Origin of the sequence: Aeromicrobium terrae (assembly GCF_008039565.1) — a bacterium.
GTDB classification, from domain to species: domain Bacteria; phylum Actinomycetota; class Actinomycetes; order Propionibacteriales; family Nocardioidaceae; genus Aeromicrobium; species Aeromicrobium terrae.
On record NZ_VDUX01000006.1, the window covers coordinates 1 to 25,837 of the forward strand.

Annotated in this window: 22 protein-coding genes; 7 read left to right on the forward strand and 15 right to left on the reverse strand. The window is 70.2% G+C overall.

All coding sequences use genetic code 11. From position 1 onward, the window contains the following. Positions 1-1,255: 1,255 nt before the first annotated feature. The 4 genes from FHP06_RS12325 to FHP06_RS12340 all read right to left on the reverse strand — a co-directional run bounded on the left by FHP06_RS12325 (position 1,256) and on the right by FHP06_RS12340 (position 3,231). Entirely contained in the window at positions 1,256-1,486 is a 231-nt protein-coding gene (locus FHP06_RS12325) for a hypothetical protein (RefSeq protein WP_147687096.1), read from the reverse strand. 99 nt (positions 1,487-1,585) lie between these two features. Continuing rightward, positions 1,586-1,936, reverse strand: coding sequence for a hypothetical protein (locus FHP06_RS12330; RefSeq protein ID WP_147687097.1), 351 nt, complete (start codon positions 1,934-1,936; stop codon positions 1,586-1,588). A gap of 115 nt (positions 1,937-2,051) precedes the next feature. Next, entirely contained in the window at positions 2,052-2,723 is a 672-nt protein-coding gene (locus FHP06_RS12335) for a hypothetical protein (RefSeq protein WP_147687098.1), read from the reverse strand. 97 nt (positions 2,724-2,820) lie between these two features. Continuing rightward, entirely contained in the window at positions 2,821-3,231 is a 411-nt protein-coding gene (locus tag FHP06_RS12340; RefSeq protein WP_147687099.1) for a hypothetical protein, read from the reverse strand. 126 nt (positions 3,232-3,357) lie between these two features. On the opposite strand from FHP06_RS12340, the gene FHP06_RS12345 reads away from it, so the two are divergent. The 3 genes from FHP06_RS12345 to serA are packed head-to-tail and all read left to right on the forward strand — an operon-like array spanning position 3,358 to position 7,303. Continuing rightward, complete coding sequence (locus FHP06_RS12345; protein ID WP_147687100.1) at positions 3,358-4,581, forward strand: HNH endonuclease signature motif containing protein; 1,224 nt, start codon at positions 3,358-3,360, stop codon at positions 4,579-4,581. Between the two features lie 23 nt (positions 4,582-4,604). Continuing rightward, positions 4,605-5,720 (forward strand): phosphoserine transaminase, encoded by a 1,116-nt coding sequence (gene serC / locus FHP06_RS12350; RefSeq protein WP_147687101.1) that lies wholly within the window; start codon positions 4,605-4,607, stop codon positions 5,718-5,720. After that, positions 5,717-7,303: a phosphoglycerate dehydrogenase gene (serA, locus tag FHP06_RS12355; protein WP_222706474.1), complete on the forward strand. Its 1,587-nt coding sequence runs from the start codon at positions 5,717-5,719 to the stop codon at positions 7,301-7,303. Before serC ends, serA begins: the two co-directional genes overlap by 4 nt. A gap of 9 nt (positions 7,304-7,312) precedes the next feature. Here the strand turns inward: serA and FHP06_RS12360 are convergent, their stop codons facing one another. Continuing rightward, positions 7,313-7,774, reverse strand: a complete 462-nt coding sequence (locus FHP06_RS12360; protein ID WP_147687102.1) for a hypothetical protein — start codon at positions 7,772-7,774, stop codon at positions 7,313-7,315. Next, positions 7,771-8,229: a hypothetical protein gene (locus FHP06_RS12365; RefSeq protein ID WP_147687103.1), complete on the reverse strand. Its 459-nt coding sequence runs from the start codon at positions 8,227-8,229 to the stop codon at positions 7,771-7,773. The genes FHP06_RS12360 and FHP06_RS12365 overlap by 4 nt, the downstream gene beginning before the upstream one ends. A gap of 193 nt (positions 8,230-8,422) precedes the next feature. Here FHP06_RS12365 and FHP06_RS12370 point away from each other — a divergent pair, with 193 nt between their 5' ends. Next, positions 8,423-9,133 (forward strand): helical backbone metal receptor, encoded by a 711-nt coding sequence (locus FHP06_RS12370; protein WP_147687104.1) that lies wholly within the window; start codon positions 8,423-8,425, stop codon positions 9,131-9,133. Here the strand turns inward: FHP06_RS12370 and FHP06_RS12375 are convergent. From FHP06_RS12375 to FHP06_RS12385, 3 genes are read right to left on the reverse strand one after another with little or no spacing between them, the layout of a single operon-like run. Continuing rightward, entirely contained in the window at positions 9,096-10,526 is a 1,431-nt protein-coding gene (locus tag FHP06_RS12375) for an NAD(P)/FAD-dependent oxidoreductase (RefSeq protein ID WP_147687105.1), read from the reverse strand. The two genes, FHP06_RS12370 and FHP06_RS12375, sit on opposite strands and share 38 nt — an antisense overlap. A gap of 9 nt (positions 10,527-10,535) precedes the next feature. Next, on the reverse strand, positions 10,536-11,474 hold the full coding sequence (locus FHP06_RS12380) for a hypothetical protein (RefSeq protein WP_147687106.1): 939 nt from the start codon (positions 11,472-11,474) through the stop codon (positions 10,536-10,538). Next, complete coding sequence (locus FHP06_RS12385; protein WP_187271917.1) at positions 11,471-12,082, reverse strand: TetR/AcrR family transcriptional regulator; 612 nt, start codon at positions 12,080-12,082, stop codon at positions 11,471-11,473. Before FHP06_RS12385 ends, FHP06_RS12380 begins: the two co-directional genes overlap by 4 nt. 74 nt (positions 12,083-12,156) lie before the next feature. On the opposite strand from FHP06_RS12385, the gene FHP06_RS16045 reads away from it, so the two are divergent. Further along, positions 12,157-12,726 (forward strand): hypothetical protein, encoded by a 570-nt coding sequence (locus tag FHP06_RS16045; protein WP_187271918.1) that lies wholly within the window; start codon positions 12,157-12,159, stop codon positions 12,724-12,726. Next, positions 12,723-14,618 carry a linalool dehydratase/isomerase domain-containing protein gene (locus tag FHP06_RS12395; protein ID WP_147687109.1) on the forward strand — a complete coding sequence of 632 codons (1,896 nt, stop codon included), beginning with the start codon at positions 12,723-12,725 and terminating at the stop codon, positions 14,616-14,618. Before FHP06_RS16045 ends, FHP06_RS12395 begins: the two co-directional genes overlap by 4 nt. On the opposite strand, the gene FHP06_RS12400 is transcribed toward FHP06_RS12395, so the two are convergent. Further along, positions 14,605-15,561, reverse strand: a complete 957-nt coding sequence (locus tag FHP06_RS12400; protein WP_147687110.1) for an alpha/beta hydrolase — start codon at positions 15,559-15,561, stop codon at positions 14,605-14,607. The two genes, FHP06_RS12395 and FHP06_RS12400, sit on opposite strands and share 14 nt — an antisense overlap. 74 nt (positions 15,562-15,635) lie before the next feature. Here FHP06_RS12400 and FHP06_RS12405 point away from each other — a divergent pair, with 74 nt between their 5' ends. Continuing rightward, complete coding sequence (locus tag FHP06_RS12405; protein WP_187271919.1) at positions 15,636-16,655, forward strand: AraC family transcriptional regulator; 1,020 nt, start codon at positions 15,636-15,638, stop codon at positions 16,653-16,655. 508 nt (positions 16,656-17,163) lie between these two features. On the opposite strand, the gene clpB is transcribed toward FHP06_RS12405, so the two are convergent. Genes clpB through FHP06_RS12430 form a run of 5 tightly spaced genes read right to left on the reverse strand, consistent with a single transcriptional unit; the run spans position 17,164 to position 25,820 of the window. Beyond that, on the reverse strand, positions 17,164-19,755 hold the full coding sequence (gene clpB / locus FHP06_RS12410) for an ATP-dependent chaperone ClpB (RefSeq protein ID WP_147687112.1): 2,592 nt from the start codon (positions 19,753-19,755) through the stop codon (positions 17,164-17,166). 53 nt (positions 19,756-19,808) lie between these two features. Further along, positions 19,809-22,253, reverse strand: coding sequence for an AMP-binding protein (locus FHP06_RS12415; protein ID WP_147687113.1), 2,445 nt, complete (start codon positions 22,251-22,253; stop codon positions 19,809-19,811). Next, complete coding sequence (locus FHP06_RS12420; protein WP_147687114.1) at positions 22,250-23,278, reverse strand: ABC transporter ATP-binding protein; 1,029 nt, start codon at positions 23,276-23,278, stop codon at positions 22,250-22,252. The genes FHP06_RS12415 and FHP06_RS12420 overlap by 4 nt, the downstream gene beginning before the upstream one ends. After that, positions 23,275-24,816, reverse strand: coding sequence for an ABC transporter permease (locus FHP06_RS12425; RefSeq protein WP_230973505.1), 1,542 nt, complete (start codon positions 24,814-24,816; stop codon positions 23,275-23,277). The genes FHP06_RS12420 and FHP06_RS12425 overlap by 4 nt, the downstream gene beginning before the upstream one ends. Continuing rightward, the gene (locus FHP06_RS12430; protein WP_147687115.1) at positions 24,813-25,820 is read right to left on the reverse strand and encodes an iron ABC transporter substrate-binding protein; all 1,008 of its coding nucleotides are present in this window, start codon (positions 25,818-25,820) and stop codon (positions 24,813-24,815) included. Before FHP06_RS12430 ends, FHP06_RS12425 begins: the two co-directional genes overlap by 4 nt. Positions 25,821-25,837 lie beyond the last annotated feature (17 nt).

Here is a 25,837-nt window from a genome sequence, read left to right on the forward strand (position 1 = left end):
TGACTCCAGCGCGACCAGCTCACAGCCCACAACTGGCTCTTCGGAAAAGCCTCTTCCCGGACCCGCCACAACCCAGCCTAAGCCCGCGCTCCCGGCCGCCTCTTGACACAGAAGGGAGCCATGAGCGAGCGTTTCGGCGTCACCCGTGGCCGTGTCGACGACCGATTCGATATCCGGCGACTCCTGCGCCGATAACCGCCGAAACCGCCACGAGGGCCCATCCCACCATCTCCTCGTCGCTGAGGAACCTCCCGCCCGTGAAGGAGAGCGGATCGTCGGACAGGGGCGCGTAGGCGAACCAGCTAGGGCTGCCGTCCCAGACGAGGACGAGCAGAAGTCCGGCGACCAATCCAGCAACTGCAACGAGGATCAAGACTCTCGGCGCCGTCATGCGTGCACTGTCTCAGATTTGCCGAGACCCATCAGCCGGTTCGCGGCATGAGCGGGCGCTTCTTGATCTGCTGCAGATCTTTAGCCGGAACTCGCCCTTAGCGGTGGCACGTCGGTCTCATTCAGCGATCGCAAGTGGTCACGGATCTTATCAGCGATGGCACCCCGGTTACCGAGGTTCTCATCCCACTCCCGCAACAAGGCGTACAGCTCGTCTCCACGCGCCGGCTCCCATAGATCGGGCACGTCGCTGACGATCTCGAGGACGTATTGAGCAGACGCGTATGGCGCATGAGTTTCATCCATACGGTCCACGGCCCACCAGATCCCCTCCCAGTAGCCTCTCCACGGCTCGTACTCCCATGGGAAGTCACTTCCAGTCATCGGATGACCGAGTTCGGCTACAACCTCGGGTAGGAGCTGGCGAGCCTCCATCGCGTCTCGTCGAGTCAAACCGGCAAGCTCCCGAAGAAGCGGCGAGTCGTAACCGTCGGCTAACCAATGAGCTGCCAGGGCGGGCAGCTCATCATCACGAACGACTCGCCCGTGACTGATCTGCTCCGGTGATATCGACCCATTGACCACGGTCCGATCCTCACACGAACGCAGCGTTCAGCTCGGACACTTGGCTGGACCATCTGGCACAGCGCTACTCGCCGCGTCGCGGCATGAGCGTGCACTTCAAGCCGGTACCTGCAGGCTGTGCTCAGACCTTCGAGGCAGAACTCTGGCGGTCCCGTGGATCACCACATGAGGACGCGCATCAGGTTCGTCAAGCTTGAGCTTCTTGATTACCCCGGCATGAGCGGACCGATCGATGGATCGATTTCGACGACTGCACCGATCGTGCCGATGGGGATTCCATTCAGCTGCGCACCAGCCAGGCCACGAACAACACCAGAACTGTCACCCCAAACGTCAGCACCCTCAACTTGATCCTCCGAGCCCATCGCTCACGGTCAGTAAACGGGCGACCGCGCTTCTTCTCAACCCGCCGACTCCACCAGACCCACACCACTGCGCCCGGCACCACGACCAGCCAGAATCGCCAGTCCGTCAGGGCGTCGGTCTTCGAGGACCCGTCGGCCAACAGCATGACCCGACGCTAGGACTCGCTATCGGACTTCGCTACTGCAGACGCACGAGCGACAAGGACCGAATCGCGGCATGAGCGGACGTTCTGGAACACGCGCTTCTAGGCAGGCTGGTCCGGAAACCAGGCCCGTACGGAGTCTCTGTCGACGGTTCGCATCGTGTAGGTCCGGGTGCCGTTCTGGTCAGTGATTTCATGTTCTTCGCCGTCCTGGTTGAACCAGAAGTCTGAGCCGTCCGCCCATGACACTTCGTAGTCGTAGTGCATCTCTGCGTCTGCGGCCGAGGGGCCATGGACGAAATCAGCCTGGATCCACTGCTCGTCTTGCCAACGCCCGAGCGAACGGGCCGCGATTCGTTCGCGCCAGGTGTTGGCAACTTTGATCGTGACAGGGTGGACCCACGCTGCACCGACTGGGCGGGAATCATGCATCAGTAGGTAGAAGCACTCCATGGTGTAGCCATGGTGCCCGTAGAGGACGTCCTCTGACCCGACAAGTGCAATAGCTCCGCGCCATACGCGGCATGAGCGGACACTTAAAGTCCGGCGAGCAGACGACGGTGAGCGGTTACGCCTCACCTCTCGCGATCGATATCGCTCGTCGAACTGCGGACTCCGCCTCCGCTGCTGAGTAGGAGCCCCAGAGCACAATCTGCGGAAGAACTCGGCGGAATCGCGCTTCACGCAACGTCACGATTCCGGTGGGCCATGCAGGCGGCGGTGTTGTCGTCGCAATGATGGACCACGCGTTCATTTGGTCCTCAATGTCGAACTCGACGATGTCGGCTACTGGAACAGCAGCCAGGGTGCGACCGCCGCGTCTCACTTCGAGATTGGTGGTGGTCACGACGTACTCGTTCCGCGATGTGACTGCAAGCCACCAAACGCCCCACGCGAGCCCATATGCGAGGGCGAGTGCGACGGCGATGAGGCCGACGATCGGAAGATCGTTCATTTCCGCCTCGCCGGCTGCTACAGCGCAAAGTAGGAGCGGGGTTGCAAGCACAGCCATTGCGCACGACGCCAGCGCGGCGAAGTACCACCACGAGCTCCTCTCACCCCGGACCCGAACGATTTCCGCCGTCGGCGACATCCAGTTCTGGGAGGCCCTGCCGTATTCCACGGTGCGCGCACCGGTTGGACCGGAGGTCTTGTTGACAGTAGGCGAGACATCCTTGCGATGACGACGCGAGCCACCGGCGACCTTCACCATCCATGCGGGCGGACGAATCGGCGACATGCGCCATCGTTGCACTAGCGCTCAGTCGGGAATCGGGAATGACGCGGATTCACGGTTGAGCAGATGGGGACGACCGTTGTGCGGCATGAGCGAGCGTTTAGGGAGAACGTGGCGGCGGCTGACTCATTCTCCTGCCGATTCGCCATGTGCCGTCCGCGGCGTGAATGGCAAGCGTCGTGCGTACGCCGAAAATGCCTCGACGGCTTTCAATCTCGTAGTCGTTCGAGAGATAGGCAACCACTACGCGGGCCAGGCGCTCGAGTGCTTGCCGGACATCGTCTCCGTCGTCGCTCGCGGTGATAAGGAAGGTGCTTCGATGAGGAACCGCGAAGCGGGCTTCTTGCCACTCCGGTGAGGTGAGCAGATAGCCAACCAGCCCGTCTGAGCCTTCAAGTCGCGCGTGCGCGGACCAGCCTGGCGACTCCAACCAATCGACCTGGATCTCCTCCGCGACCGTGTTCCCGATCACCTGCTCCAGAAGGGTCCGTCGATCGTCGTCCGAGAGCATGAGTTGAGGATGCCAGGTGCTTGCGAGCGTTTTCCGCTCATCGGCATGAGCGGACGGTTTTCGGGTTCTCCACAGCACGGCTGGCGGCTCTAGTGGGTGTCGGTCGATGCCACTAGAATCGTATGTATGTTCGAGGACGTTCCTGCAGGTCAGGTCCTGGATGCGGTGGCTTGTCATGCGTTCAGCGATCCGCTGGAGCGCGCCGGTCAGCGGCTGGACGGAATCCGGGCGCTGGACCGACTGATCCGGGCCGCGCAAGCGGCACAGGCGGAGCTCATCGTCGACTTCTACGAAGACCCGCAGGCGCTGCACATGTCCGGCGGCAGCGACATGACCACGGCCACGATCGCCGAGATCAGCCTGGCCCGGAACATCTCCCCCGGCGCCGCCGGCAACCAGTTCGGATTTGCCCTCGGCCTGTCCCGCCTCCCTTCCGTCCACGCCGCGCTGAGAGACGGCGTGATCAGCGAACCCACCGCCAAAGCGGTGGTGAACGAGACCGTCGCCCTCGACGGCGACGCTCTGGTGTTGTTCGACGGCGAGATCACCGATCGCCTCACCGGCCTGACCCCCGGCCGAGCACGACTGTTGGCCAGGCGCCTGGTCATCGCGATCGACGCCGAGGCCGCCCGCCGGCGTGAAGAACGCAACCGCGCCGACCAGCGCGTCAGCCTGATGCCCGAGCTCGACGGCGTCGCTGTTCTGCAGGTCCGCGGACCCGCAGAACAGCTCGTCGCCGCCCACAAGACGTTGGAGTCCTGGGCCCTGGGGCTCCGCTCGACCGGCGACGAACGACCAGTCGGCACGATCATGGTCCAAACCCTCGTCGAACGCCTCACCGGCCGCACCCACGTCGACGACCTCGACGTCGAGATCGGTGTCGTCGTCGGCGCCGAGACCCTCGTCGGCGCCGACCACCAGCCCGCCGAGATCGACGGCTACGGCCCCATCTCCCCCGACCTCGCCGACACCATCATCAGCCGCGCCCACCGCGCCTTCTACCGCCGCCTCATCACCGACCCCCTCGACCACACCCTGGTCGGCCGCGACCCACGACGCCGCCGGTTCGACGGACCCCTCGCCGGCTACCTCAAAGCCCGCGACCGCAGATGCCGACAGCCCGGCTGCGACTGCCGCATCCGCGACCTCGACCACATCCGCGACCACCAACACGGCGGACCCACCGCCCCCGACAACGGCCAAGGCCTCTGCCGCCGATCCCACACCTTCAAACACCTCCCCGGCTGGAACGTCACCCGAGCCAAGAACGGCGACCTCCGCTGGCGCACCGCCGCCGGACGCACCTACACCTCCACCACCCCGCCCTACCTGGTCCGGTCACGAACGTGAGTCCACGTCGATAGCATCGGCGGGTGACCGACAGCACACCGAAGATCCCCGCCGACCTCCTGCCCCGCGACGGCCGATTCGGCTGCGGGCCGTCCAAGGTGCGCCGCGACGCGCTCGAGCGGCTCGGCATCCGGCACGACCTGATGGGCACCTCGCACCGGCAGGCGCCGGTGCGGGACGTGGTCGGGCAGATCCGCGACGGGCTCACGAACCTCTTCTCCCTGCCCGACGGCTACGAGATCGTGCTCGGCAACGGCGGTTCGACCGGGTTCTGGGACGTCGCCGCCGCCGGTCTCGTCCAGCGCCGCGCCCTGCACCTGACGTTCGGCGAGTTCTCGCAGAAGTTCGCGAACGTCACCAAGGGTGCGCCGTTCCTCGAGGACCCGATCGTCGTGTCTGCCGAGCCGGGCAGCGCGCCCGAGCCCACCAGTGACCCCGACGCGGACGTCGTCGCCTGGGCGCACAACGAGACGTCCACCGGCGTGATGCTCGACGTCAAACGTCCGGCGGGCGACGGCCTCGTGCTCATCGACGCCACGTCCGGCGCGGGCGGCCTTCCGGTCGACGTCTCGCAGACCGACGTCTACTACTTCGCCCCGCAGAAGTCGTTCGGCTCCGACGGCGGGCTGTGGGTCGCCGCGATGAGCCCGGCCGCCATCGAGCGCGCCGAGCAGGTGGCCGCGGACCCCGGCGACCGCTGGATCCCCGAGTCGCTGTCGCTCACTACCGCGATCAGCAACTCCCGGCAGAACCAGACGTACAACACCCCGGCCCTCGCGACGCTGCTCCTGCTCGCCGACCAGGTCGAGTGGATGCTCGCCGGCGGAGGCCTCGACTTCTGCGTCGAGCGCACCACCGCGTCGTCGTCACACCTCTACGGCTGGGCCGACGCCTCGGAGTTCGCCACCCCGTTCGTCACCGACCCGGCGCTCCGGTCGCTCGTCGTCGGCACGATCGACTTCTCCGACGACGTCGACGCAGCCGCGATCGCGAAGACGCTGCGCGCCAACGGGATCGTCGACACCGAGCCGTACCGCAAGCTCGGCCGCAACCAGCTGCGCATCGGCATGTTCCCGGCGGTGGAGCCCAGCGACGTCGAGGCGCTCACGGCCTGCATCGACTGGGTCGTGAGCCAGTGAAGGTCCTGGTCGCCGAGGACGTCGGCGCGTCCGGCATCGACCTGCTGCGCGACGCGGGCCTCCACGTCGACCTGGGCTTCGACTGGACCCGCGAGCAGCTGCTCGAGCGCATCGGCGAGTACCAGGGCATCCTCATCCGCTCCGCGACGAAGGCGGACGCCGAGCTCCTCGCGCGCGCCAGCAACCTGCAGGTCGTCGCGCGCGCCGGCGTGGGAGTCGACAACGTCGACGTCGACACCGCCACCCGCCAGGGCGTCGTGGTGGCCAACGCTCCGCAGTCGAACGTCGTCACGGCTGCCGAGCACACCATGGCGCTGCTGCTCGCACTCGCGCGCAACGTGCCGCAGGCCCACGCGTCACTCGTCGACGGGCGCTGGGACCGCTCCAAGTACAGCGGGGTCGAGCTGCAGGGGAAGGTGCTCGGCGTGCTCGGATTCGGCCGCATCGGCCAGCTGGTGGCGCACCGCGCGCGCGGCTTCGGCATGCAGGTCGTCGCGTACGACCCTTACCTGGCCGAGGACCGGTTCGCCGAGCTCGGCGCCGAGCGGGCCGCCGACCCCGCGGACGTCTACGCCGTCGCCGACTTCGTCACCGTCCACCTGCCCAAGAACAAGGACACCGAGAACTTCCTCGACGCCGACGCGTTCGCCGCGATGAAGCCCGGCGTGCGGATCCTCAACGTCGCCCGCGGGCCGCTGGTCGACGACGACGCCCTCAAGGCGGCGCTCGACTCCGGCCACGTCTCCGGGGCGGCGCTCGACGTCTTCCGCGAGGAGCCCGTCACGGACCACCCGTTGTTCGGCTACCCGAACGTCGTCGTCACGCCGCACCTCGGCGCATCGACGGCCGAGGCCACCGACCGCGCCGGCTACCAAGCCGCCGAGCAGGTCGTCGCCGCGCTCACCGGCCAGCCCGTCACCACCGCCGTCAACGTGCCGGCCATCGGCGCGGACGATCTCGCGGCGGTGGAGCCGTTCCTCGGACTCTGCGTCTCCCTCGGCCGCATCGCCGCCGCCCTCGCACCGGAGCCGTCGCTGGAAGGTCTCGAGGTCGAGTTCCTCGGCCGCGTCGCCGACCGCGACCACCGCCTGCTCACGATCCAGGTGGTCAAGGGCGCCCTCACCGGTCGCACCGAGGAGGCGGTCAACGACGTCAACGCGCTCGCCCTCGCCGCCGAGCGCGGCCTCGCCGTCACCGCCACGAGCCACTCCACCGCTCGCGACTTCACCGACCTCGTGCGCGTCACCGTCCGCACCGCTGCGGGCGACACCCGCGTCGCCGGAACCGTCGTCGGCCGCCGGCACCGCCCACACCTGCTCGAGGCGTGGGGCTCGCGCTTCAACCTGCAGCTCGAGCCGCACCTCGCCGTGTTCAGCTACACGGACCGCCCGGGCATGCTGGGGCGCCTGGGCACCGCGCTCGGCGACGCCGGCATCAACATCGTGTCGGCAGCCGTCGGCCGCCGGCCGGACGACGAGAGCGACTCGGCCACTCTCGTCGTCACGACCGACGGCGACGTTCCTGCCTCGGTGCTGACCGCCCTGGGCGACGACTTCGCCGCCGCCCGGGCGATCAACCTCTAGACCCCGCGGTCAGGGCGTGTCGCAGCCGAACGCGCCTCCGCTCGTGCTGTTCTTGCCGGTCCAGCTCGTGAGCGTGCACACGGCGTACCCGATCGCCACGGGCGTCGTCGCCACGAGTGTCGACTTGTACGAGTACGAGCCGCTGACCGACGTCGCCGCGGCGAACTCCAGGCCGTAGGAGCTGTACAGACCGCACAGGGCGTCGGTGTGGGTCACGTTCTTGCCCGCGGCGTAGCTCACCGGTCGGGTGTGCAGCGTGAGCCGGCCGCGGAGTGTGCCCGCGGCGTAGTTCACGCTCGTCACGGTGAAGCGACACTGCGTCTTGACCACGCCGTCGGAGGTGTTCACCTCGCGCCGGGGCGGCACCGGTGCCGACTCGGCCGGCGTCAGGGCCACCAGTCCGGACGTGATGGCGATGGCACCGGCGAGCCCCGACGCGATGCGCAGTCCGCGCCTCGATCCGCGGCTCACGGGAGTGAGTTCCCGTAGAGGATGCCGGTCGTCCCGTTGCGCAGCGTGTACGCCGCGACCGCCACCACGTCATAGGAGAAGTGGAACGGGAGCGTGAAGAGCTCGGTCTCGTACGTGTACGGACCGTTGGCCTCGTCGTAGACGAAGGCGAGGGCCGGACCGACCAGGCCGCCGGCGAACAACGTGCAGGACGTGGCCACGTGGGCGTTGCGGAAGCCGCCGTACCCGTAGCCGTTGGTCTGGGTCGTCAGTCGGGCCCGGAGGGTGCCGGCGGCGAGGTTGACCGACGTCACCGTGAATCGGCACTGGGTTCGCGTGTACTGGTCCTTGGCGATAGCCACCTTGGGATCAGGCTTGGTCACGGCTTCTGCCGGGGCGGCGAGGGCGACCGAGCCGAGGCCGGCCACCATGAGACCGGCGAGGGCGACTCGCCAGCCAGTCTTGGAGGGTTTCATCGATGCTCCTTGGGAGGGAGCCGGCACCTGGGCACCGGCAGGAGGATGGGACGTACCTACGAGTCGACAGTTGCCGGATGAAACAAGTGGGAGTGGGCTATCGATTCATGTCTATTCAAACGACCTGACCCCACGCGTGTCATGGCCCTTTCAGGTGATCTGCGACCTAGTCCCAACGGACTAGTCTCGGGCCATGCCTGAAGCCCGACGGGTCGTCTCGCTCGTCCCCTCGCTCACCGAGGCGATCGCCGAGACCCGTCGCGACGCGCTCGTCGGGGCCACCGACTGGTGCACCCACCCGGAGGACCTGGACGTCGCCCGGGTCCGCGGCACCAAGAATCCGGACCGCGCCGCGATCGTCGCGCTCGAGCCGGACATCGTGATCGCGAACCGCGAGGAGAACCGCAAGCTCGACGTCGAGCGGCTCGAGGCCGAGGGCGTGCGGGTCTGGGTGTCGGAGATCGAGACGGTCGACGAGGCGTTCGCGCAGATGCGGACGATGTTCGACGACGTGCTCGGGTGGGGAGCACCGGACTGGCTCGCTGAGGCCGAGCAGGAGTGGGCCGAGGTCGACGCGCCGCGCGGCCGGGTCGCCGTCCCGATCTGGCGTGACCCGTGGATGGTGGTCGGGCGCGACACGTTCGCCGGCGACCTGCTGCGCCGCCTCGGCTGGGTGAACGCCTATGCCGACCACGCCGAGCGTTACCCGCACGTCGAGCTCGCGGAGATCGACGACCCGGACCTCGACCTCGTGGTGCTGCCGGACGAGCCCTACGTGTTCGCCGAGAAGGACCGGCACGCCTTCACGAAGGCACCGACCCGACTCGTCTCGGGCCGTCTGCTCACCTGGTACGGCCCGTCACTGGTCACGGCTCGTCGTCGCCTGACGACGGACCTCGGCTGACCTGCGCCTTCGCGTACTCCTGGTCGAGCTCCGCGGCCCGCTTGCCCCACTCCTCGCGCGGCGTGGCCGGACGCTTGCGCTTGTCGTCGTCGCGCGCGAGCGGCTCGATGACGAGCGGCTCGACGGGGATGACCGGCGGCGTCTCGCCGACGATCGCGTTGTGGCTGTTGCGGGTGAGGTACTTGGCCGTGAGGTTGGTCAGAGTCGCGAACCGGTTGCGGTTGCCGAGCAGCGTCACGATGTGCAGGCCGACCCAGATGATCCAGGCGAAGAAGCCGGTCATCTTCGGCATGAACTTGATCTCCGCCACGGCGGACGCGCGGCCGATGGTGGCCATCGTGCCCTTGTCGCGGTAGCGGAACGCCTTGACCGTCCGGCCCTTCTGCTCGGCCTTGATCAGCTTCGCGACGTACTTGCCGCCCTGGATGGCGGGCTGGGCCAGCTGCGGCAGCTGCTCCGGGCCGAGCGACACGTCGCCGATCGCGAAGACGTTCTTCAGGCCCTTCACACGGCGCTGCTCGTCGGTCTCGATGCGGCCGCCGCGACCCTGGGGGATGTTCCAGTCGCCGAGGGTCGAGTGGGCCGTGACACCCGACGCCCACACGACGATGCCGGCCGGAAGGAACTCCTCCTTGCCCTCGCGCTCGATGACGACGCCGTCCTCGCGCACCTCCTTGACCGCCGTCTCGAGGCGGAGGTCGACGTCGCGCTTGATCAGCGACTTCTTGGCGTACTCGCGCAAGCGCGGCGCGAACGGGCCGAGCACGTGCGGCAGCATCTCGACGAGCGTGATGTGCACGCGCTTGCGGTCGAGCTCGGGGTACGTGGTGGGCATGTCGAGGTTGCGCAGCTCGGCGAACGCGCCGGCCGTCTCGACACCGGTCGCGCCGCCGCCGACCACGACGATGCGGAGGTCGCGCCGCTGGCCGTTGATGGCCGCGTTCTCGAGGTTGGCGAACATCTTGTCGCGCACCGCGAGGGCCTGCGAGCGCTTGTACAGCGGCATCGCGAACTCCTCAGCGCCGGGGACGCCGAAGAAGTTGGTGGTGACGCCGACGGCGATGACGAGGTAGTCGTAGCGGACCTCGACGCCGCCCTCGAGGTGGACGGTCTGGGTGTCGTGGTCCATCGCCGTGACCGTGCCCTTGAGGAAGCGCACGTTGCTCTGCTTGGCTCGGATGGCGCGCAGGAACCAGGTGATGTCGCCGGGGTTCAGGCTGGCCGTGGCCACCTGGTACAGCAGCGGGTTGAAGGTGTTGTACGTGTGCCGGTCGATGAGCGTGACGTCCACGTCGGCCCGCTTGAGCTTGCGGACTGCGGCGATCCCGCCGAACCCACCTCCGACGACGACGACGTGCGGGCGCTTGGCCGGTACGGGAGTCGGAGTGGTCATACCTCCACTTTACGTGCGGAACCAGGCGCGCGACTCCTCGCGGTTGAGCAGCGTGATCACGAAGAGGGCCAGGGCGGAGCCGATCAGCCCGACCGGGAGCGCGAGGATCCCCGCCGGGATGGTGACCCACGACACGACCAGCGTCGCGACCCGCGCCGGACGCTTGCCGGCGAGCAGCAGGGCGCCGGAGATCACCCCGGCGACGGCCAGCGGCAGGGCCGCGAGGCACATGTAGAACGTGGTGCGGAAGGCGTCGTCGATCTCGCCGTCGTTCAGCATCCGGCCGACGATGCCGTCGCGGGCGGCGTCGATCAGGGCGTCGCTGGCCGCCGCGTAGACGAGGACGTAGAGCGCCGACGCCCCCAATGCGAACGCGGACGCGATGACCGTGACGAGCCCCGCGGTGCGGACCGGCTCGGGGCGGGACGCGGGGGGAGGCGACGACGGCGCCTCGACGGCTGCGGGCTGGACCGGCGGCGGAGCGGCGAACGGCGACGGCGTCGAGGACGCGGGAGCGACCGGAGCGAACCAGGCCCGCGCGTCGGACGTCCACAGCGTCGCGGCGCACGCGAACAGCAGGCCGGCCTGCAGCGCGCCGAGCAGGCCGAGGGCCGGCATGACGAGGGCGAGCAGGACGGCGACGACCGTGAGGCCGATGCGGGCGGAGCGGTCGCGCCGCAGGGTGTAGACGCACAGGACGATGCCGGCGATCGTGATCGCCACGTAGACGAAGGCGACCCAGCGGAGCGCGTCGAGCAGGCCTTGGAGGGAGACGGCGTAGCCGTCGTCGCGCAGCGTCTTGACCGTGGGCTCGAGCGCGTCCTGCATCTCGATGCTGCCCCAGTCGTTGAGCAGCCCGGTGACGGAGAAGAACAGGAACAGTGCCGTGACCCCGATCAGCGTGCAGGCCATGGTGACGGCCGGCGGGCGGGGTCGGGGCTCGTTCATGTCTCCACGGTAGTCGGCACCACCGCAAGGCCGATCCGCGTGATCTCGTCGACGACCTCGTCGTGGGTCAGGTCGATCTCCCCGGCGAGCCAGCGGCTGAGCACCTCGGTGGTGCCGCCGACCACCAGCAGGCCGGCCAGCTGCACGCGGGCGTCAGCGGTGTCGACGCCCAGGACGTCTCCCATGATCAGGTCGGCGAAGCCGGTCATCGACGCCTCACGCCGCGCGTTCAGGGCGGGGTGCACCGGGGCCTCGATGTAGAGCCGCGCCTGGCGCCGGTCGGCGTCGAAGAAGGAGACCAGGGCGTCCGCGGTGAGCCGGGTGCGCTCCTCCGCGGAGTCCCCGGCACCCGCGAGGGCGGCGCCGATGCGCTCGCGGACGCCGTCGAGCATGGCGTCGATCAACGCCTCGAACAGGGCGTCGCGGTCGGCGAAGCTCTCGTAGAAGTAGCGCTTGGTGAGGCCGGCCTCGGCGCAGACGGTCTCGACGGTGGCGGCGGCGACGCCGTCGCGGCCGACGACGTCCAGGGTGGCGGCGACCAGCGCTTCGCGCCGGGACGCCTTGCGGTCGTCCGCGCTCACCCCGCGGTACGGACGTGCGGTCGCCATGACGACATCTTGACACGCGAACGTTCCCGTTCTAGCGTCCCATCTGATACGCGGACGTTTCAGATGGGATCGCCATGGGCTGCTGCCTCCTCGCCGCCTTCCTGATCGCCGGTGTGCGCCGAGCCTGGTTCGCGGTGTTCCCGGACCGCCGTCCCCCGGTCGCGACGTTCGCCCCCGCTGCCTCGCGACCCGCACCGGGAGCGAGGCTCGAGGCCACGCCCGGCGGGGGTGCCGGGCCGTGGACGGCAGATTCAGCACGGCTGGGTCTCCCCCTCGTCGCCGCCGCCACTGTCGCCGCATATGCCCTGGTCACCTGGTGCCTGGACCTGCTGGGGACCGTCGAGACCCCGTCCTCGCTCGTCCGCGACGTCGCCCTCGCCGGCCTCCTCGCGGCGTGCGTGCTGCTGGCCGTCTCGTCGAAGCCGGCACCCTCACGCGGGAACCACGTCGGCATGGCCCTCGCCGCCAGCGGACTGGCGTGGACCGTCCTCTCCCTCGTCGACATGCACCTGCTCGGCGGCATCGAGGTCGCAGCGGCGTCGACGGTCGTCGAGCTGGTCGTCCACGGAACGGGCCTCGCCCTGCTCTCCACCGGCGTCGCGCTGATGCGCGCACCGGCCCTCCTGAGAGGAGCACCCGCATGACCACGACCACCGCGATCCTGCTGCCGACACCGCAGAAGGCGTTCGGCCCGGTCACGGCCCGGCGCATGGGACGGGCCGCGTCCGTCTACCTGGTGATCTGGGTGCTCGGGCTGCTGCCGACACTGCTCGACGCCGGACCGGGCTGGACCGCGACCGGCGCCAGCGTGGCCCTGCCGGGCGGCGGCTTCCTCGCCGCCGGCCACCCGTGGATCGCGGTCGTCGTCCTGGGGGCGTTCGTCCTCTCGCTCGTCACCTGGTGGTTCGTCGGGGCGACCGTGCTGCCGCCGATCGTCTGGCTGGGCGCTGCCGCCCTGGCGGGGGCGCAGGCCGACGCCGTCTCCGACTCCGGTCGCCTCGTCGCACTGGCCGCCGCGCCGGTCCTGCTCGCGCTCTCCGTCGCCGTGCACGTGGTGCGCCACCGCGCCCAGGTCCGGGCCGGAGAGGCCGCGAACGCCCGGCTGGCGACGACCGACATGACCGTCGGCGGTCCGCCCGACCTCGACGCCGGACTGCCGGTCGTCGAGAGCTCGGCCGAGGACCTCGCCCGGCTCCGCTACGGGCTCGACCTCGCGCTCCAGCCGCTCGAGTCGTTCGAAGGCTTCACCCACCTCGACCAGTACCGGGAGGCGGCGCTCCGCTACCAGCTCAACGCGCTGTCGTACGGGCTGTCGATGGCGCAGTACACGCGCACCCCGGCGTTCACCGGCTACCTCGCCGAGGCGCAGCGCAACGCCATCGAGAAGATGCTGCAGCGCAAGGTCTGGGGCTACTGGGCCCGCGAGAACCTGTGGGGCAACCTGCGCTGGGACCCCGAGCCGGTCGAGAACGACGAGAACATCATGCTGACCGGCTACCACGGCCTCATGGTCGGCATGTACGAGACGCTCAACGACGACCGCTACTCACGCCCGGGCGGACTGCCCTACCGCTGGTCCGCGACGCGCACCTACGACCACGACCTCGGCACGCTCGCCGCGTCGATCCACCGGAACATGGCGGGCTCGGACTACGCGCTGTTCCCGTGCGAGCCGAACTGGGTCTACACGGTCTGCAACACGTTCGGCCTGAACACGCTGATCAGCCACGACCGGCTGCACGGCACCACCTACGCGGCCGACGTGCACGACCACCTGGTGCGCGGCTACGAGACCGAGTTCCTGCGACCCGACGGCAAGATCGTGGGTGTCCGCGCCCGGCACCTCGGCCTGTCCTGGAACTTCTGGGCGAGTCCGTCGGTGCAGACCACCACCGCGTACTGGATGCACGCCGGCATGCCGGAGCTGTCGCTGCGCACCTGGTACCTCCTGCGCGAGCGCCTGACGATCCGCGACGGGCAGCTGCAGCTCCCGTCGTTCCTCACCAGCGGGCTCGACCCGGGCAACTACCTGATGGGCCGCGACACGTTCGGCCAGATCGTCACGATGATGGCCGCCCGCGAGGTGGGCGACGAGGAGTACGCGCTCGCCGCCGAGCGGACGATCGACGAGCGCGAGCCCGTCGCCGAGCAGGACGGCGCTCGCCGCCTGGCGGACTCCTCAGGGCTCGCCAACCACTACGCGAACCTCGGGCGCTTCGGCCGCCGGGACGGGCTGCGCGACCTCGTCGCGCACGGCGCCCCGTCGGCCTGGCTGACCGGCCCGGTGCTCGCCGAGGCCGCCTACCCAGAGGTGCTGGTGGCCCGCGCCGTCACCGACGGCCACGCGCTGGACCTCGTGCTCCTGCCGGGCAAGGGCGCGGTGCGCACCACCCTCGCCGTCGAGCGCCTCGTGCCGGGCCGCACGTACGTCGTCAGCGGCGGGCTGGAGACGTCGACCATCGCCGACGACCAGGGTCGCGCCCTCGTCGGGGTCGACCTGGGCGCTCGCCTGGAGGTCTCGCTCAGGCCTTCTTGAGCCGGGCGATGACGCCGTCGATGTCGCGCTGCAGCATGTCGCGGCGGACGAAGTGCGCGCCGGGCAGCTCGTACCACTCGTGCGGGATGCCGCGCTGGTTGAGCAGGCCGCGGAACTCGCGCTGGCCGTTGCGGACCGGCGTCTCGTTGACGTCCTCGTCGAGCCCGCAGACCAGGAAGATGCGCTTGTTGCGGTAGCTCTCGAGCCGCTCCACCGGGTTGTCCGCGGTGACACGGCCTTGGTCCCAGAACGGCGCGCCGTAGACGGTGCCGCCGTTGAGCTCGGCGAACGCCGAGCTGGTGTTGGCCCAGTGGACGACCAGGCCGGCGTCGCGGCGGAGGCTGGCCGGGCCGGAGTGCGCGCTGACCGACGCGAAGTGGCCGTAGTACTTGGCCGTGTACTTGAGCGCGCCGAAGCCGCCCATGGAGAAGCCGGAGACCGCGCGGCCGTCGTACTCGGCATAGGTGCGGAAGTTCGCGTCGATCCACGGGATCAGCTGGTTCATGTGGAACGCCTCCCAGTTGTGCGCTCCCGCGAAGGAGGTCACCGGGTTGCTGTACCAGCCGGCCGGACCGCCGTCGGGCATGACGACGATGAGCTTGCGCCCGGCGGTCAGACCGCGGATGTCGTCCTCCATGTCGAACTTCCGGAAGTCCTGCACGCCGCCGTGCAGGAGGTACATGACCGGGTACCGGCGCCATGTCTCCGTGGCGTAGCCGTCGGGCAGCAGCACGTTGACCCCGGGCTGCCACGCGATGTTGCTCGTGGCGAACCGGTAGTACTGCATGCGGCCGAAGTCGCCGTAGTCGGTGATCGTCAGGCCGAAGCCGTTGCCGACGGCGCCCGCGGGCGAGGCCCCGAGACCGATCGACGTGAGAGAGGTCAGGGCGGCCGCGCCACCGGCGGCCTTGAGCATCGTGCGGCGGCTCACTTCTTTGGTCATGTGCCTCAGTTTCTGCTCGGACCTGCGCGGAGACCATGACGCCACGGGCCGAAGTTGTTGGCAGGATGGGCCACATGAAGCTGGACGACCTCAGCCGACCGGCCGTGCCGGTCGGGTACGGCCAGCTCATCCTCGACGTCGCCGCCACGCACGACGTCGACCCGGCGGACCTCCTGGCGGCCGCCGGCGTCCCGGCCGAGCTGATGGCCGATCCCAACGGGCGGCTGTCCGCCTTGCAGTCCGGCGCCCTCCTGCTCTTCGCGATGGAGCTGAGCGGCGAGCCGGCGATCGGCTACGAGATCGGCCTGCACAGCAGCCTGACCTCGCACGGGCTGATGGGCTACGGGCTGCTCAGCTCGCCGACCGTGCGCCAGGCCATCGGCCTCAGCGAGCGGTACATGCCGGCGCGGCTGCCGATGCTCACGATGTCGCTCACCGTCGACGGCCCCGTCGCGGCGATCGAGGTCGTCGAGAACGCCCCGCTCGGACCGGTCCGCCAGTGCACGCTCGACCTGTTCCTCGTCGGCATCGCCCGCATCGCGCCGATCCTCACCGACCGGCTCCGGCGGCCCGAGGAGCTGGAGCTGTGGTTCGACTACCCCGAGCCCGACTACCACGCACGGTTCAAGGACCGCCTGCCCGCGATGCGCTTCGACATGGGCGTGAACCAAGCACGCTTCCCGGCGTCGGACCTCGAGCTGACCCCTGAGACCGCGAACCTCGGCACCGTCGCGATGGTGGAGGAGCAGCTGCGGCGCGAGCTGGAGCAGCTCGGCCTCGACGGCGACCTCGTCGTGCAGGTGCAGGCCGCGCTGCGCGAGGTGCCCGGCAGCCTGCCGGACCTGGACACCGTGGCCGAGCGCCTCTCGATGTCCAGCCGGACGTTCAAGCGCCGGCTGAAGGAGCACGGCACCAGCTTCCGTCAGCTCGTCGAGGCCGGCCGCAAGGCCGAGGCCGTCCGGCTGCTCAACACGACGTCACTGTCCGTCGCGCAGGTCGCCGACCGCCTCGGCTACGCCGACGCCAGCAGCTTCAGCCGTGCGTTCCAGAAATGGACCTCGACCACCCCCGGCGCGTTCCGCAGTCAGCCGTGACACGTCGTCGCTTCGGTCGCTGGCGCTCCCTCCCGGGCCTCCGGCCCTAGCGACCGAGGTGAGGTCACGGTCGCTAGCGGCGAAGCCGCGGGAGGGAGCTCTGCGACCGAAGCGACATGCGTGATCAGATCGACTGGACCGTCAGCTCGTCGGCGTCGACCACCCCTGGCGCGTTCCGCAGTCAGCCGTGACACGTCGTCGCTTCGGTCGCTGGCGCTCCCTCCCGGGCCTCCGGCCCTAGCGACCGAGGTGAGGTCACGGTCGCTAGCGGCGAAGCCGCGGGAGGGAGTTCTGCGACCGAAGCGACATGCGTGATCAGATCGACTGGACCGTCAGCTCGTCGGCGTCGACGACGCCCGACGCGTTCCGCAGTCAGCCGTGACGCGGTCGTCGCTTCGGTCGCTGGCGCTCCCTCGCGGGCCTTCGGCCCTAGCGACCGAGGTGAGGGTAACGGTCGCTAGCGGCGAAGCCGCGGGAGGGAGTTCTGCGACCGAAGCGACATGCGTGATCAGATCGACTGGACCGTCAGCTCGTCGGCGTCCTCGGCGCGGTCGACGCGGACGGTGTCGCCGTCGCGGACGTCGCCGGAGAGCAGGGCCTTGGCGAGCCGGTCGCCGATGGCCTGCTGCACGAGGCGGCGGAGCGGGCGGGCGCCGTAAGCCGGGTCCCAGCCGGTGAGGGCGAGCCACTCCTTGGCGGCGTCGGTGACCTCGAGCGTTATGCGACGCTGCGCGAGGCGCTTGCCGAGGGCGTCGAGCTGCAGGTCGACGATGTGGGTGAGCTCGTCGGTGCCGAGGGCGTCGAACATGACGACCTCGTCGAGCCGGTTCAGGAACTCCGGCTTGAACGACGCGCGCACGACCTCCATCACCGCGTCCTTCGTCGCGGCGTCGTCGAGGGCCGGGTCGGCCAGGAAGCTCGAGCCCAGGTTCGACGTCAGCACCAGGATGGTGTTGCGGAAGTCGACCGTGCGGCCCTGGCCGTCGGTGAGGCGGCCGTCGTCGAGCACCTGCAGGAGGATGTCGAAGACCTCCGGGTGCGCCTTCTCGACCTCGTCGAGCAGCACCACCGAGTACGGGCGACGGCGCACGGCCTCGGTGAGCTGGCCGCCCTCCTCGTACCCGACGTAGCCCGGAGGGGCGCCGACGAGCCGCGCGACGCTGTGCTTCTCGGCGTACTCGCTCATGTCGATGCGGATGATCGCCCGTTCGTCGTCGAACAGGAACTCCGCGAGCGTCTTGGCGAGCTCGGTCTTGCCGACGCCGGTGGGGCCGAGGAACAGGAACGAGCCGGTGGGGCGGTCGGGGTCGCTGATGCCCGCGCGTGAGCGGCGGACTGCGTCGGACACGGCGGTGACGGCGGCGTCCTGCCCGATCAGGCGCTCGTGGAGCACCTCCTCCATGCGCAGGAGCTTGCCGGTCTCGCCCTCCATCAGGCGGCCGACCGGGATGCCGGTCCACGACGCCACCACCTCGGCGACGTCGTCGGCCTCGACCTCCTCGTGCACCATCCGCTCCTCGGACGCGGAGGACGACTCAGCGGCCTGGGCTTCAGCGAGCTGCTTCTCCATGGCCGGGATCTCGGCGTAGAGCAGCCGGCTGGACGTCTCGAGGTCGCCCTCGCGCTGGGCCCGCTCGGCGGCCACGCGGGTCTCGTCGATGCGCTTGGTGATCTCGCCGACGGCGTTGAGACTCTGCTTCTCGGCCTCCCACCGCTGCTCGAGGGCGCGCAGGGTCTCCTGCTGGTCGGCGAGCTCGGTGCGCAGGGCGGCGAGCCGCTCCTTGCTGGCGTCGTCGTCCTCCTTGGCGAGGTGCATCTCCTCCATCTGGAGGCGGTCGACGGAGCGGCGGAGCTCGTCGATCTCGACGGGGCTGGAGTCGATCTCCATGCGCAGGCGGCTGCCGGCCTCGTCGATCAGGTCGATGGCCTTGTCGGGCAGCTGACGGCCCGGGATGTAGCGGTCGGACAGCGTCGCGGCGGCGACCAGCGCAGCGTCGGAGATCCGGACGCCGTGGTGCGCGGAGTACTTCTCCTTCAGGCCACGGAGGATGGCGATGGTGTCCTCGGCGCTCGGCTCGCCGACGAAGACCTGCTGGAAGCGACGCTCCAGCGCGGGGTCCTTCTCGATCCGCTCGCGGTACTCGTCGAGCGTGGTGGCGCCGATCATCCGGAGCTCGCCGCGGGCGAGCATCGGCTTGAGCATGTTGCCGGCGTCCATCGCGCTGTCGCCGCCGGCGCCCGCGCCGACGACCGTGTGCAGCTCGTCGATGAACGTGATGACCTGGCCCTCGGACTCCTTGATCTCCGCGAGCACGGCCTTGAGGCGCTCTTCGAACTCACCGCGGTACTTCGCACCCGCGACCATGGCGCCGAGATCGAGCGCGACGAGACGGCGGCCGCGCAGCGACTCCGGGACGTCGCCCGCGACGATGCGCTGCGCGAGCCCCTCGACGACGGCGGTCTTGCCGACGCCGGGCTCGCCGATGAGCACGGGGTTGTTCTTGGTGCGCCGGCTCAGCACCTGCACGACACGACGGATCTCGGCGTCACGGCCGATCACCGGGTCGAGCTTGCCCTCGCGAGCGACGGCGGTGAGGTCGACGCCGTACTTCTCCAGCGACTGGTAGGTGTCCTCGGCGTCGGCGCTCGTGGCCCGCGTGCTGCCGCGAACGGCGGTGAAGGCCGCCTGCAGCGAGTCCGGGGTGGCACCGGCCGAGGTCAGGGCGTCGCGGGCTGGCGACTCCACCGTCGCGATGCCGACCACCAGGTGCTCGCTGGACACGAACTCGTCGCCCAGCTGCGCCGCGAGGTCCTGGGCGCGCTGCAGCACCTCGTGGCTGCTGCGGGACAGGCCTGGCGAGGCGACGCTCGCGCCGGAGGCGGACGGCAGTCGTCCGATCGCGTCCTTCACCTGGGCCGTGACGGCCTGCGGGTCGACGCCCGCGGCGGCGAGCAGGGGGGCGGTCGTGCCGCCCGGCTGGGTCAGTAGCGCGTCGAGGAGGTGCAGCGGCTCCACGGCGGGCTGACCCGCCGCGGCCGCGGACTGGATGGCGCTCGCCAGCGCCTGCTGGCTGCGCGTGGTGAACGTCGAGAGATCCATACCTGGTACAACCTCGCCAAAGTTGAGTCCATTCCGCTCAACTCTACGAAATTTCAGCGCGTCAGGCGACGTCGCAGCAGGCCGTACGCCTGCCACGTCACGATGCCCACCGCCAACGACGCGAGCAGCGCCAACACCGAGTGGTCGACCTCCAGCGGCGGGTAGACGACCCAGTGCGTGAGGTAGATGAAGTACGTCGCCGCGCCCACGGTGACAATCACCCGCGCCAGCAGTGCCGGCACCGGGACCCGCGGGAGCCACGCGAGCAGCAAGAGCCCCGCGATGACCAGGACCTCACGCCGCGGCTCGCCGAAGAACCCCGCGCACGAGACGACGACCAGCGCCGACGCCAGCACCCGTTGCGGCACCGACGTCGCCCGGGCGATCACCCAGCCCAGCGCCACCGACCATGCCACCGTCGGGACCGCGTACCGCTCGAGCGGGCCGGCCTCGATCCCGGCGAGGACCAGGCGCAGCGCCAGCGTCGCGGCCAGCACGACGAGCGCGACCGCGAACGGGCGAGCGCGTTCCCACCGGTCCACCACCGGGACGGCGACGAGCGCGCCGATCCCGAGCACCGTCCAGAGCACGGCCTCGAGGAACCAGAACTGCCACTGGTCGGTGAAGCGGCCCGGGCCGAACCAGGAGTTCGCCAGCAGGACGGTCGAGAGGTCGTACTTCCCCGAGACGAGCGCGACCCCACCGATCCACAGGACGGCGGGCACGACGAGCTCGCGCAGCGACGCACCCACCAGCGCGAGTCGCTCGCGACGCGGCACGGCCGCCAGCTGGAACCGCGCCAGGTTGAAGCCGACGACGCCGAGCATCACGTGCGCCCCGCCCATGAGGTCGAACAGCTCGACGTGCGACCCGACGACCAGCACGATCGCCAGGGCGCGCAGCACCACGGCGGTCTCCAGCCGCGTCGTCCAGCGCCGGCGACGACGGGTGCTCGCGTCGAGCTCGGCGATCGACCGCTCGGGCCAGTCGCGCGGCAGGTGCCCGAGCATCCGCTCCAGCCGGTACGACACCTCGACGAACGACAGCGAGTCGCCGCGCAGGCTCACGAACGAGTCGTCGTCGCCGGCGTCCGGCCGTCCCAGCACGGTGGCGTACATCGCCCGCACGGAGTCGTCGACCGTTGGGCGATCCGCGACGTGGCGGGCCAGCGCCGGGTAGTCGGTCTTGCCGTTCGGCGTCACGGGGAACCGGTCGACGATCGTCACGTCCACCGCGTGCGCTGGGAGGCAGTGTTCCCTCTGGATCAATCCGCTCACGCGCTCGGCGAGCGAGTGCCGCCGGACGAAGACGGCGAGCCGGCCGTCGTGCTCGATCGCGCGGGCGTCGATGCCGCACTCGCCGAGAAGCCGCTCGACGACGTCGAGGTCGAGGCGGGTGCCGAACAGCTTCGCCAGCCGGTTGCAGCGGCCGGTGATCTCGTACAGGCCGTCGTCGTGCTGGCGGGCGAGGTCGCCGGTGCGGAGCTCGTGGACGGTGCGGCCGAGCGCGAGGTCGGCCGGCGTCTCGGCGTAGCCGAGCATGACGTTCGGTCCGGAGTAGACGAGCTCTCCGCCCTCGATGCGCAGGTCGCCCCCCGGGATCGGGATGCCGATCGTCCCGGCCCGCTCGGCGGCCAGGTGCGGCGGCAGGTACGCCATCCGCGCCGTCGCCTCGGTCTGCCCGTACATGACGACGAGGTCGAAGCCGTGCTCCTCGCCGCGCCGGGCCCAAGCCCGAGCTCGGTCCGCGGGCATCGCGCCACCCGCCTGGGTGACGAGGCGGAGCGAGGAGAGGTCCCGCCCCTCGAACCCGCTCTGCTCGAGCAGCTCGAACGTGTAGGGCACGCCGGCGAACGACGTCGCGCGGTGCCGCGCGAACCCGTCCCAGAACTCGTCCTCGACGACGGACCGCTCGGTCAGCCAGAGCGACGCCCCACGGACGAGGTGGCTGTTGAGGACGGACAGGCCGTAGCAGTAGTGGACGGGCAACGACGTGGCCGCGCGGTCGTCGGCGGTGATGCCCAGCGACTCGGCGATCGCCTCGGCGTTGGTCACGAGGTTCTCGCGCGACAGGCGGACCAGCTTCGGCGTGCCGGTGGACCCGGACGTGCCCAGCAGCAGCGCCAGGTCGGGGTGCAGCTCGTGGACGGTTCCCGCCCGATGCTCCTCGAGGCTCCAGACTCCGTCGCGACGATGGGTGACGTCCGGCCGGTACGACTCCAGCAACCGGTCCCACTGCCGCCGGGGCGCCCCCTCGCGCGTGCCCGGGACCAGCAGGACGGGATGCCCTCCCGCCAGCGCGGCGAGGTAGGTGACGATCGGCTCGAGCGCGTTCGCCCCCTCCACCATCACGAGCCGCCGGACCGGACCGAGCCACGCAGCACGGTCGTTCACCAGCTGCTGCAGCTCCGCATACGTGACGAGACGATCGTCGAGCACGAGAGCCGGGGCGTCGCCGTAGCGGGAGAGGTCGAACACCCCCTGGACCTGCAGGCTCATGCGTCCACCCCGTAGCCGCGGACGGACCCCTGGACGACGACGCCCACGAGGTCGCCGACCGACGGTGGCCGCGATGCCGGCCCGCGTGCCATGATCGCCGTGCCGTCCCGCAGCTCGAGGTGCACGACGACCTGCGCTCCGTAGTAGTCGACCTCGCTCACGGTGGCGGGTGTCTCCTCCCCGGCCGCGACGATCTCGACCTGCTCCGGCCGGACGACGAGCCGGGCGTGGCCCTCCACCGCGGGCTCGACCACGAGCTCGCCGGCCGCAGTCTTCGCGACCCCGCCGCGCACCTCGGCGTCGAGCACGGTGCCGCCGCCGACGAACTCGGCGGTGGCCGGGTCAGCCGGGGCGTCGTAGACGTCGGAGGGCGACGCGACCTGGACGAAGCGGCCCTCGCGCATGACGGCGACCTGGTCGGCGAGCGAGAGCGCCTCGCCCTGGTCGTGGGTGACGATGAGCGCCGTGGCCTCCGCGTGGCGGAGCACCCGCGCGACCTCCCGGCCCGCGCTCACCCGGAGTCGTGCGTCGAGGGACGAGAACGGCTCGTCGAGCAGGACCACGGTGGGGGCCGGGGCGAGCGCCCGCGCGAGAGCCACGCGCTGCTGCTGGCCGCCGGACAGCTCGTGCGGGTAGCGCCCGGTGAGGCTCGGCGAGAGCTCGGCGATCTCGAGCATCTCGGTCAGGCGGCTCTTCGTGCGAGCCCGCCGCGGCAGGCCGTAGAGGATGTTGGCGGCGACGTCGAGGTGCGGGAACAGCGCACCCTCCTGGGGCACGTAGCCGACCCCGCGGTGCTGCGGCGCGACGCAGGTGACGGGGTCCTCCACGAGGCGGCCGCCGATCGTGACCGACCCCGCGTCGGAGCGCACGAAGCCCGCCACGATGCGCAGCAGGGTGGTCTTGCCACAGCCGGACGCGCCGAGCACGGACGTGATCGAGCCGTCGGGGACGTAGAGGTCGACGGCGCGCAGCACCGGCTGCGGGCCGTAGGCCTTGGAGAGTCCCTTGATCGCGACGTCGCTCATGCTGCGAGCACCACCGGTTCGGCGACGGTCGGCTTGCGGGTCGCCTGGCGGGCCAGCAGGAACGTCGCCGGGATGGACACGAGGATCAGCAGCAGCGCGTACGGGGCGGCGGCGCCGTACTGCACGGACGAGGAGTTGTTCCAGAACTCCGTCGCCAGCGTCGTGGTGCCGATCGGCGCGAGCAGCAGGGTGCCGGTGAGCTCCGTGCTGATGGCCAGGAAGACGAGGGCGGCACCGGACCCGATGCCGGGGGCGACGAGCGGCAGCGTGACGCGGCGGAACGTGGACCAGGCCGACTGGCCGAGGCTGCGCGAGACGTCGTCGAGCAGTGGCGGCGCGTTCTCGAGGGACGCCTTCACGCTGACCACGGCGCGCGGGAGGAAGAGGATCGCGTAGGCGACCAGGAGCAGCGGCAGCGTCTGGTACAGCGGCGGGACCGCCCGGATGGAGACCGCGACGAGCGCCAGGGCGACGACGATGCCTGGCAAGGCGTTCGCCACGTAGGTGCCGCGCTCGACGAGCATCGCCGCCGGTCCGCGCCGCCGGACTGCCAGCCAGGCAACCGGGAGCGCGAGGAGCGTGGTGACCGCAGTGCCCGCCAGCGCGAGCGCGACGGTGCTGCCGAGGGCGGAGGACAGCTCACCCATCGGGAACTCCGTCGACGATCCGACCGCGAGCCAGTGGGCCAGGGACGCCAGCGGCACGCCCAGCGTCAGCGTCACGAAGCCGAGCAGCGCCAGCAGCACGGCGGGAGCCCGGCGGCCGAGCACGATCCGCTCCGCGGGATGACCGGCGCCCCGGCCCACGCGGGCGTAGCGCCGTCGGCCGCGGGCCAGCAGCTCCAGCGTCAGCAGCAGCACGCACAGCGTGACCAGCACCCCGGCGAGCACCGTGCCCGCGTCGCCGGCGAAGGCGGAGCGGTACTGCCCGTAGATGGCGGTGGTGAACGTCGGGAAGGCGAGCAGCTGCAGCGCGCCGAACTCGGCCAGCACGTGGAGGCCGACGAGCAGGGCGCCGCCGAGCACGGCGGGCGAGAGCCTTGGCAACACGACGGTCCAGAACGTGCGCCACGACGACCGGCCGAGCGACCGCGCGACGTCCTCCGGTGCGGCCTCGAGGCCCATGAGCGCCGCGACGACCGGCAGGTACACGAGCGGGTAGTACGAGAGCGTCACGACCAGGACGGCGCCCTGGTACGACTGCACGGCGTGGGTCAACGAGACCCAGCCGTAGGAGTTCACGAACGCCGGCACGGCGAGCGGCGCCGCCAGCAGCACGTGCCACAGCGGGCGGAACGGCACGTCGGTGCGCACCACGACGAACGCCGCCGCGACCCCGATGACCGTGGTCGCGACGACGGTGCCCACGAGCAGCGTCACGGTGTTGCCGAGCAGCTCCCCGACTCGGGGCCGGATCAGCAGGTCGTGCAGCTCGCCCGGCCCCATCTCGACCGTCGCCCAGACGATGTACCCGAGCGGGATGAGCGTGAGCACCGCGACGGCGGCACCCGCGACCAACGCCGCAGAGGGTCGGCTCACAGGAAGCCGGCGTCCTGGAGCAGCTCGACCGTGCGCTTGCTGTTGAGCGAGCTGATGTCGACGTCCGGCGGGTCGAGCTCGGAGAGCGGCTTCACGCCGCGGGTGAGCGGGACGTCCGGGTTCAGCGTGTACTCGAGCGCGTAGCTGTCGGCGATGATCTTCTGGCCCTCGGCGCTCGTCAGGTACTTCACGAACTCCCGCGCGTCCTTCTGGTGGTCACCACCGGCCAGGACGCCCGCGCCCGACGTGCTGAGGAACGCGCCCGGGTCCTTCTCGCCGAAGAAGTGCAGCTTCGTGTTGTCGCTGTTGTCGCCGGCCTCCTCCTGGTCGCGGTACCAGTAGTAGTGGTAGATGATCCCGGCGGCGGTCTGGCCGGAGTTCACCGACTCGAGCACGACGTTGTTGCCGTCGTAGACGGTGCCGTTGGCCTTGAGGCCCTTGAGCCAGTCACGCGTGGCCTGCTCGCCCTTGAGCGCGAGGACGGCGCTGACGATCGCCTGGAAGTCGGCGCCGGTCGGCGAGAACGAGATCTTGCCCTTCCACTCCGGCTTCGCCACGTCCAGCAGCGAGGTCGGGAGGTCGGCCGGCTTCACCATCGACGTGTTGTAGACCATCACGGTCGAGCGCGCGGCGAACCCGGTCCAGTGGCCGTTGTCGGGGCGGAACTGGTCGGGGATGTTGGCCAGCGTCGACTGGTCGAGCGGCTCGAACAGCCCGGCGGCGTCGACGAGCGACATCGCGGGCGAGTTCTCGGTGAGGAACACGTCGGCCGGCGACCGGTCACCTTCGGTGACGAGCTGGTTCGCGAGCTCGAGGTCGGAGCCGTTGCGGAGCTTGACGTCGACGCCGGTCTTCTTCTCGAACGCCTTCGCGACGGCGGCGATGAGCTCCTCGTGCTGCGCGTTGTACACGACGACCTCCGGGCCGTCGTCACCCCCGCACGCGCTGAGCGTGGTGAGGGTCAGCAGGGCGGCGAGCACGGCACCGAGCCGGCGTGCGGTCATCGTTCGACCTCCGGGAT

Bases quoted from the DNA above. Each gene is read 5' to 3' on its own strand.
- FHP06_RS12325 (WP_147687096.1), bottom strand. From the start codon at position 1,486: ATGCTGTTGGCCGACGGGTCCTCGAAGACCGACGCCCTGACGGACTGG.
- FHP06_RS12330 (WP_147687097.1), bottom strand. From the start codon at position 1,936: ATGGAGTGCTTCTACCTACTGATGCATGATTCCCGCCCAGTCGGTGCA.
- FHP06_RS12335 (WP_147687098.1), bottom strand. From the start codon at position 2,723: ATGTCGCCGATTCGTCCGCCCGCATGGATGGTGAAGGTCGCCGGTGGC.
- FHP06_RS12340 (WP_147687099.1), bottom strand. From the start codon at position 3,231: ATGCTCTCGGACGACGATCGACGGACCCTTCTGGAGCAGGTGATCGGG.
- FHP06_RS12345 (WP_147687100.1), top strand. From the start codon at position 3,358: ATGTTCGAGGACGTTCCTGCAGGTCAGGTCCTGGATGCGGTGGCTTGT.
- FHP06_RS12365 (WP_147687103.1), bottom strand. From the start codon at position 8,229: ATGAAACCCTCCAAGACTGGCTGGCGAGTCGCCCTCGCCGGTCTCATG.
- FHP06_RS12370 (WP_147687104.1), top strand. From the start codon at position 8,423: ATGCCTGAAGCCCGACGGGTCGTCTCGCTCGTCCCCTCGCTCACCGAG.
- FHP06_RS12375 (WP_147687105.1), bottom strand. From the start codon at position 10,526: ATGACCACTCCGACTCCCGTACCGGCCAAGCGCCCGCACGTCGTCGTC.
- FHP06_RS12380 (WP_147687106.1), bottom strand. From the start codon at position 11,474: ATGAACGAGCCCCGACCCCGCCCGCCGGCCGTCACCATGGCCTGCACG.
- FHP06_RS12385 (WP_187271917.1), bottom strand. From the start codon at position 12,082: ATGGCGACCGCACGTCCGTACCGCGGGGTGAGCGCGGACGACCGCAAG.
- FHP06_RS16045 (WP_187271918.1), top strand. From the start codon at position 12,157: ATGGGCTGCTGCCTCCTCGCCGCCTTCCTGATCGCCGGTGTGCGCCGA.
- FHP06_RS12395 (WP_147687109.1), top strand. From the start codon at position 12,723: ATGACCACGACCACCGCGATCCTGCTGCCGACACCGCAGAAGGCGTTC.
- FHP06_RS12400 (WP_147687110.1), bottom strand. From the start codon at position 15,561: ATGACCAAAGAAGTGAGCCGCCGCACGATGCTCAAGGCCGCCGGTGGC.
- FHP06_RS12405 (WP_187271919.1), top strand. From the start codon at position 15,636: ATGAAGCTGGACGACCTCAGCCGACCGGCCGTGCCGGTCGGGTACGGC.
- clpB (WP_147687112.1), bottom strand. From the start codon at position 19,755: ATGGATCTCTCGACGTTCACCACGCGCAGCCAGCAGGCGCTGGCGAGC.
- FHP06_RS12415 (WP_147687113.1), bottom strand. From the start codon at position 22,253: ATGAGCCTGCAGGTCCAGGGGGTGTTCGACCTCTCCCGCTACGGCGAC.
- FHP06_RS12420 (WP_147687114.1), bottom strand. From the start codon at position 23,278: ATGAGCGACGTCGCGATCAAGGGACTCTCCAAGGCCTACGGCCCGCAG.
- FHP06_RS12430 (WP_147687115.1), bottom strand. From the start codon at position 25,820: ATGACCGCACGCCGGCTCGGTGCCGTGCTCGCCGCCCTGCTGACCCTC.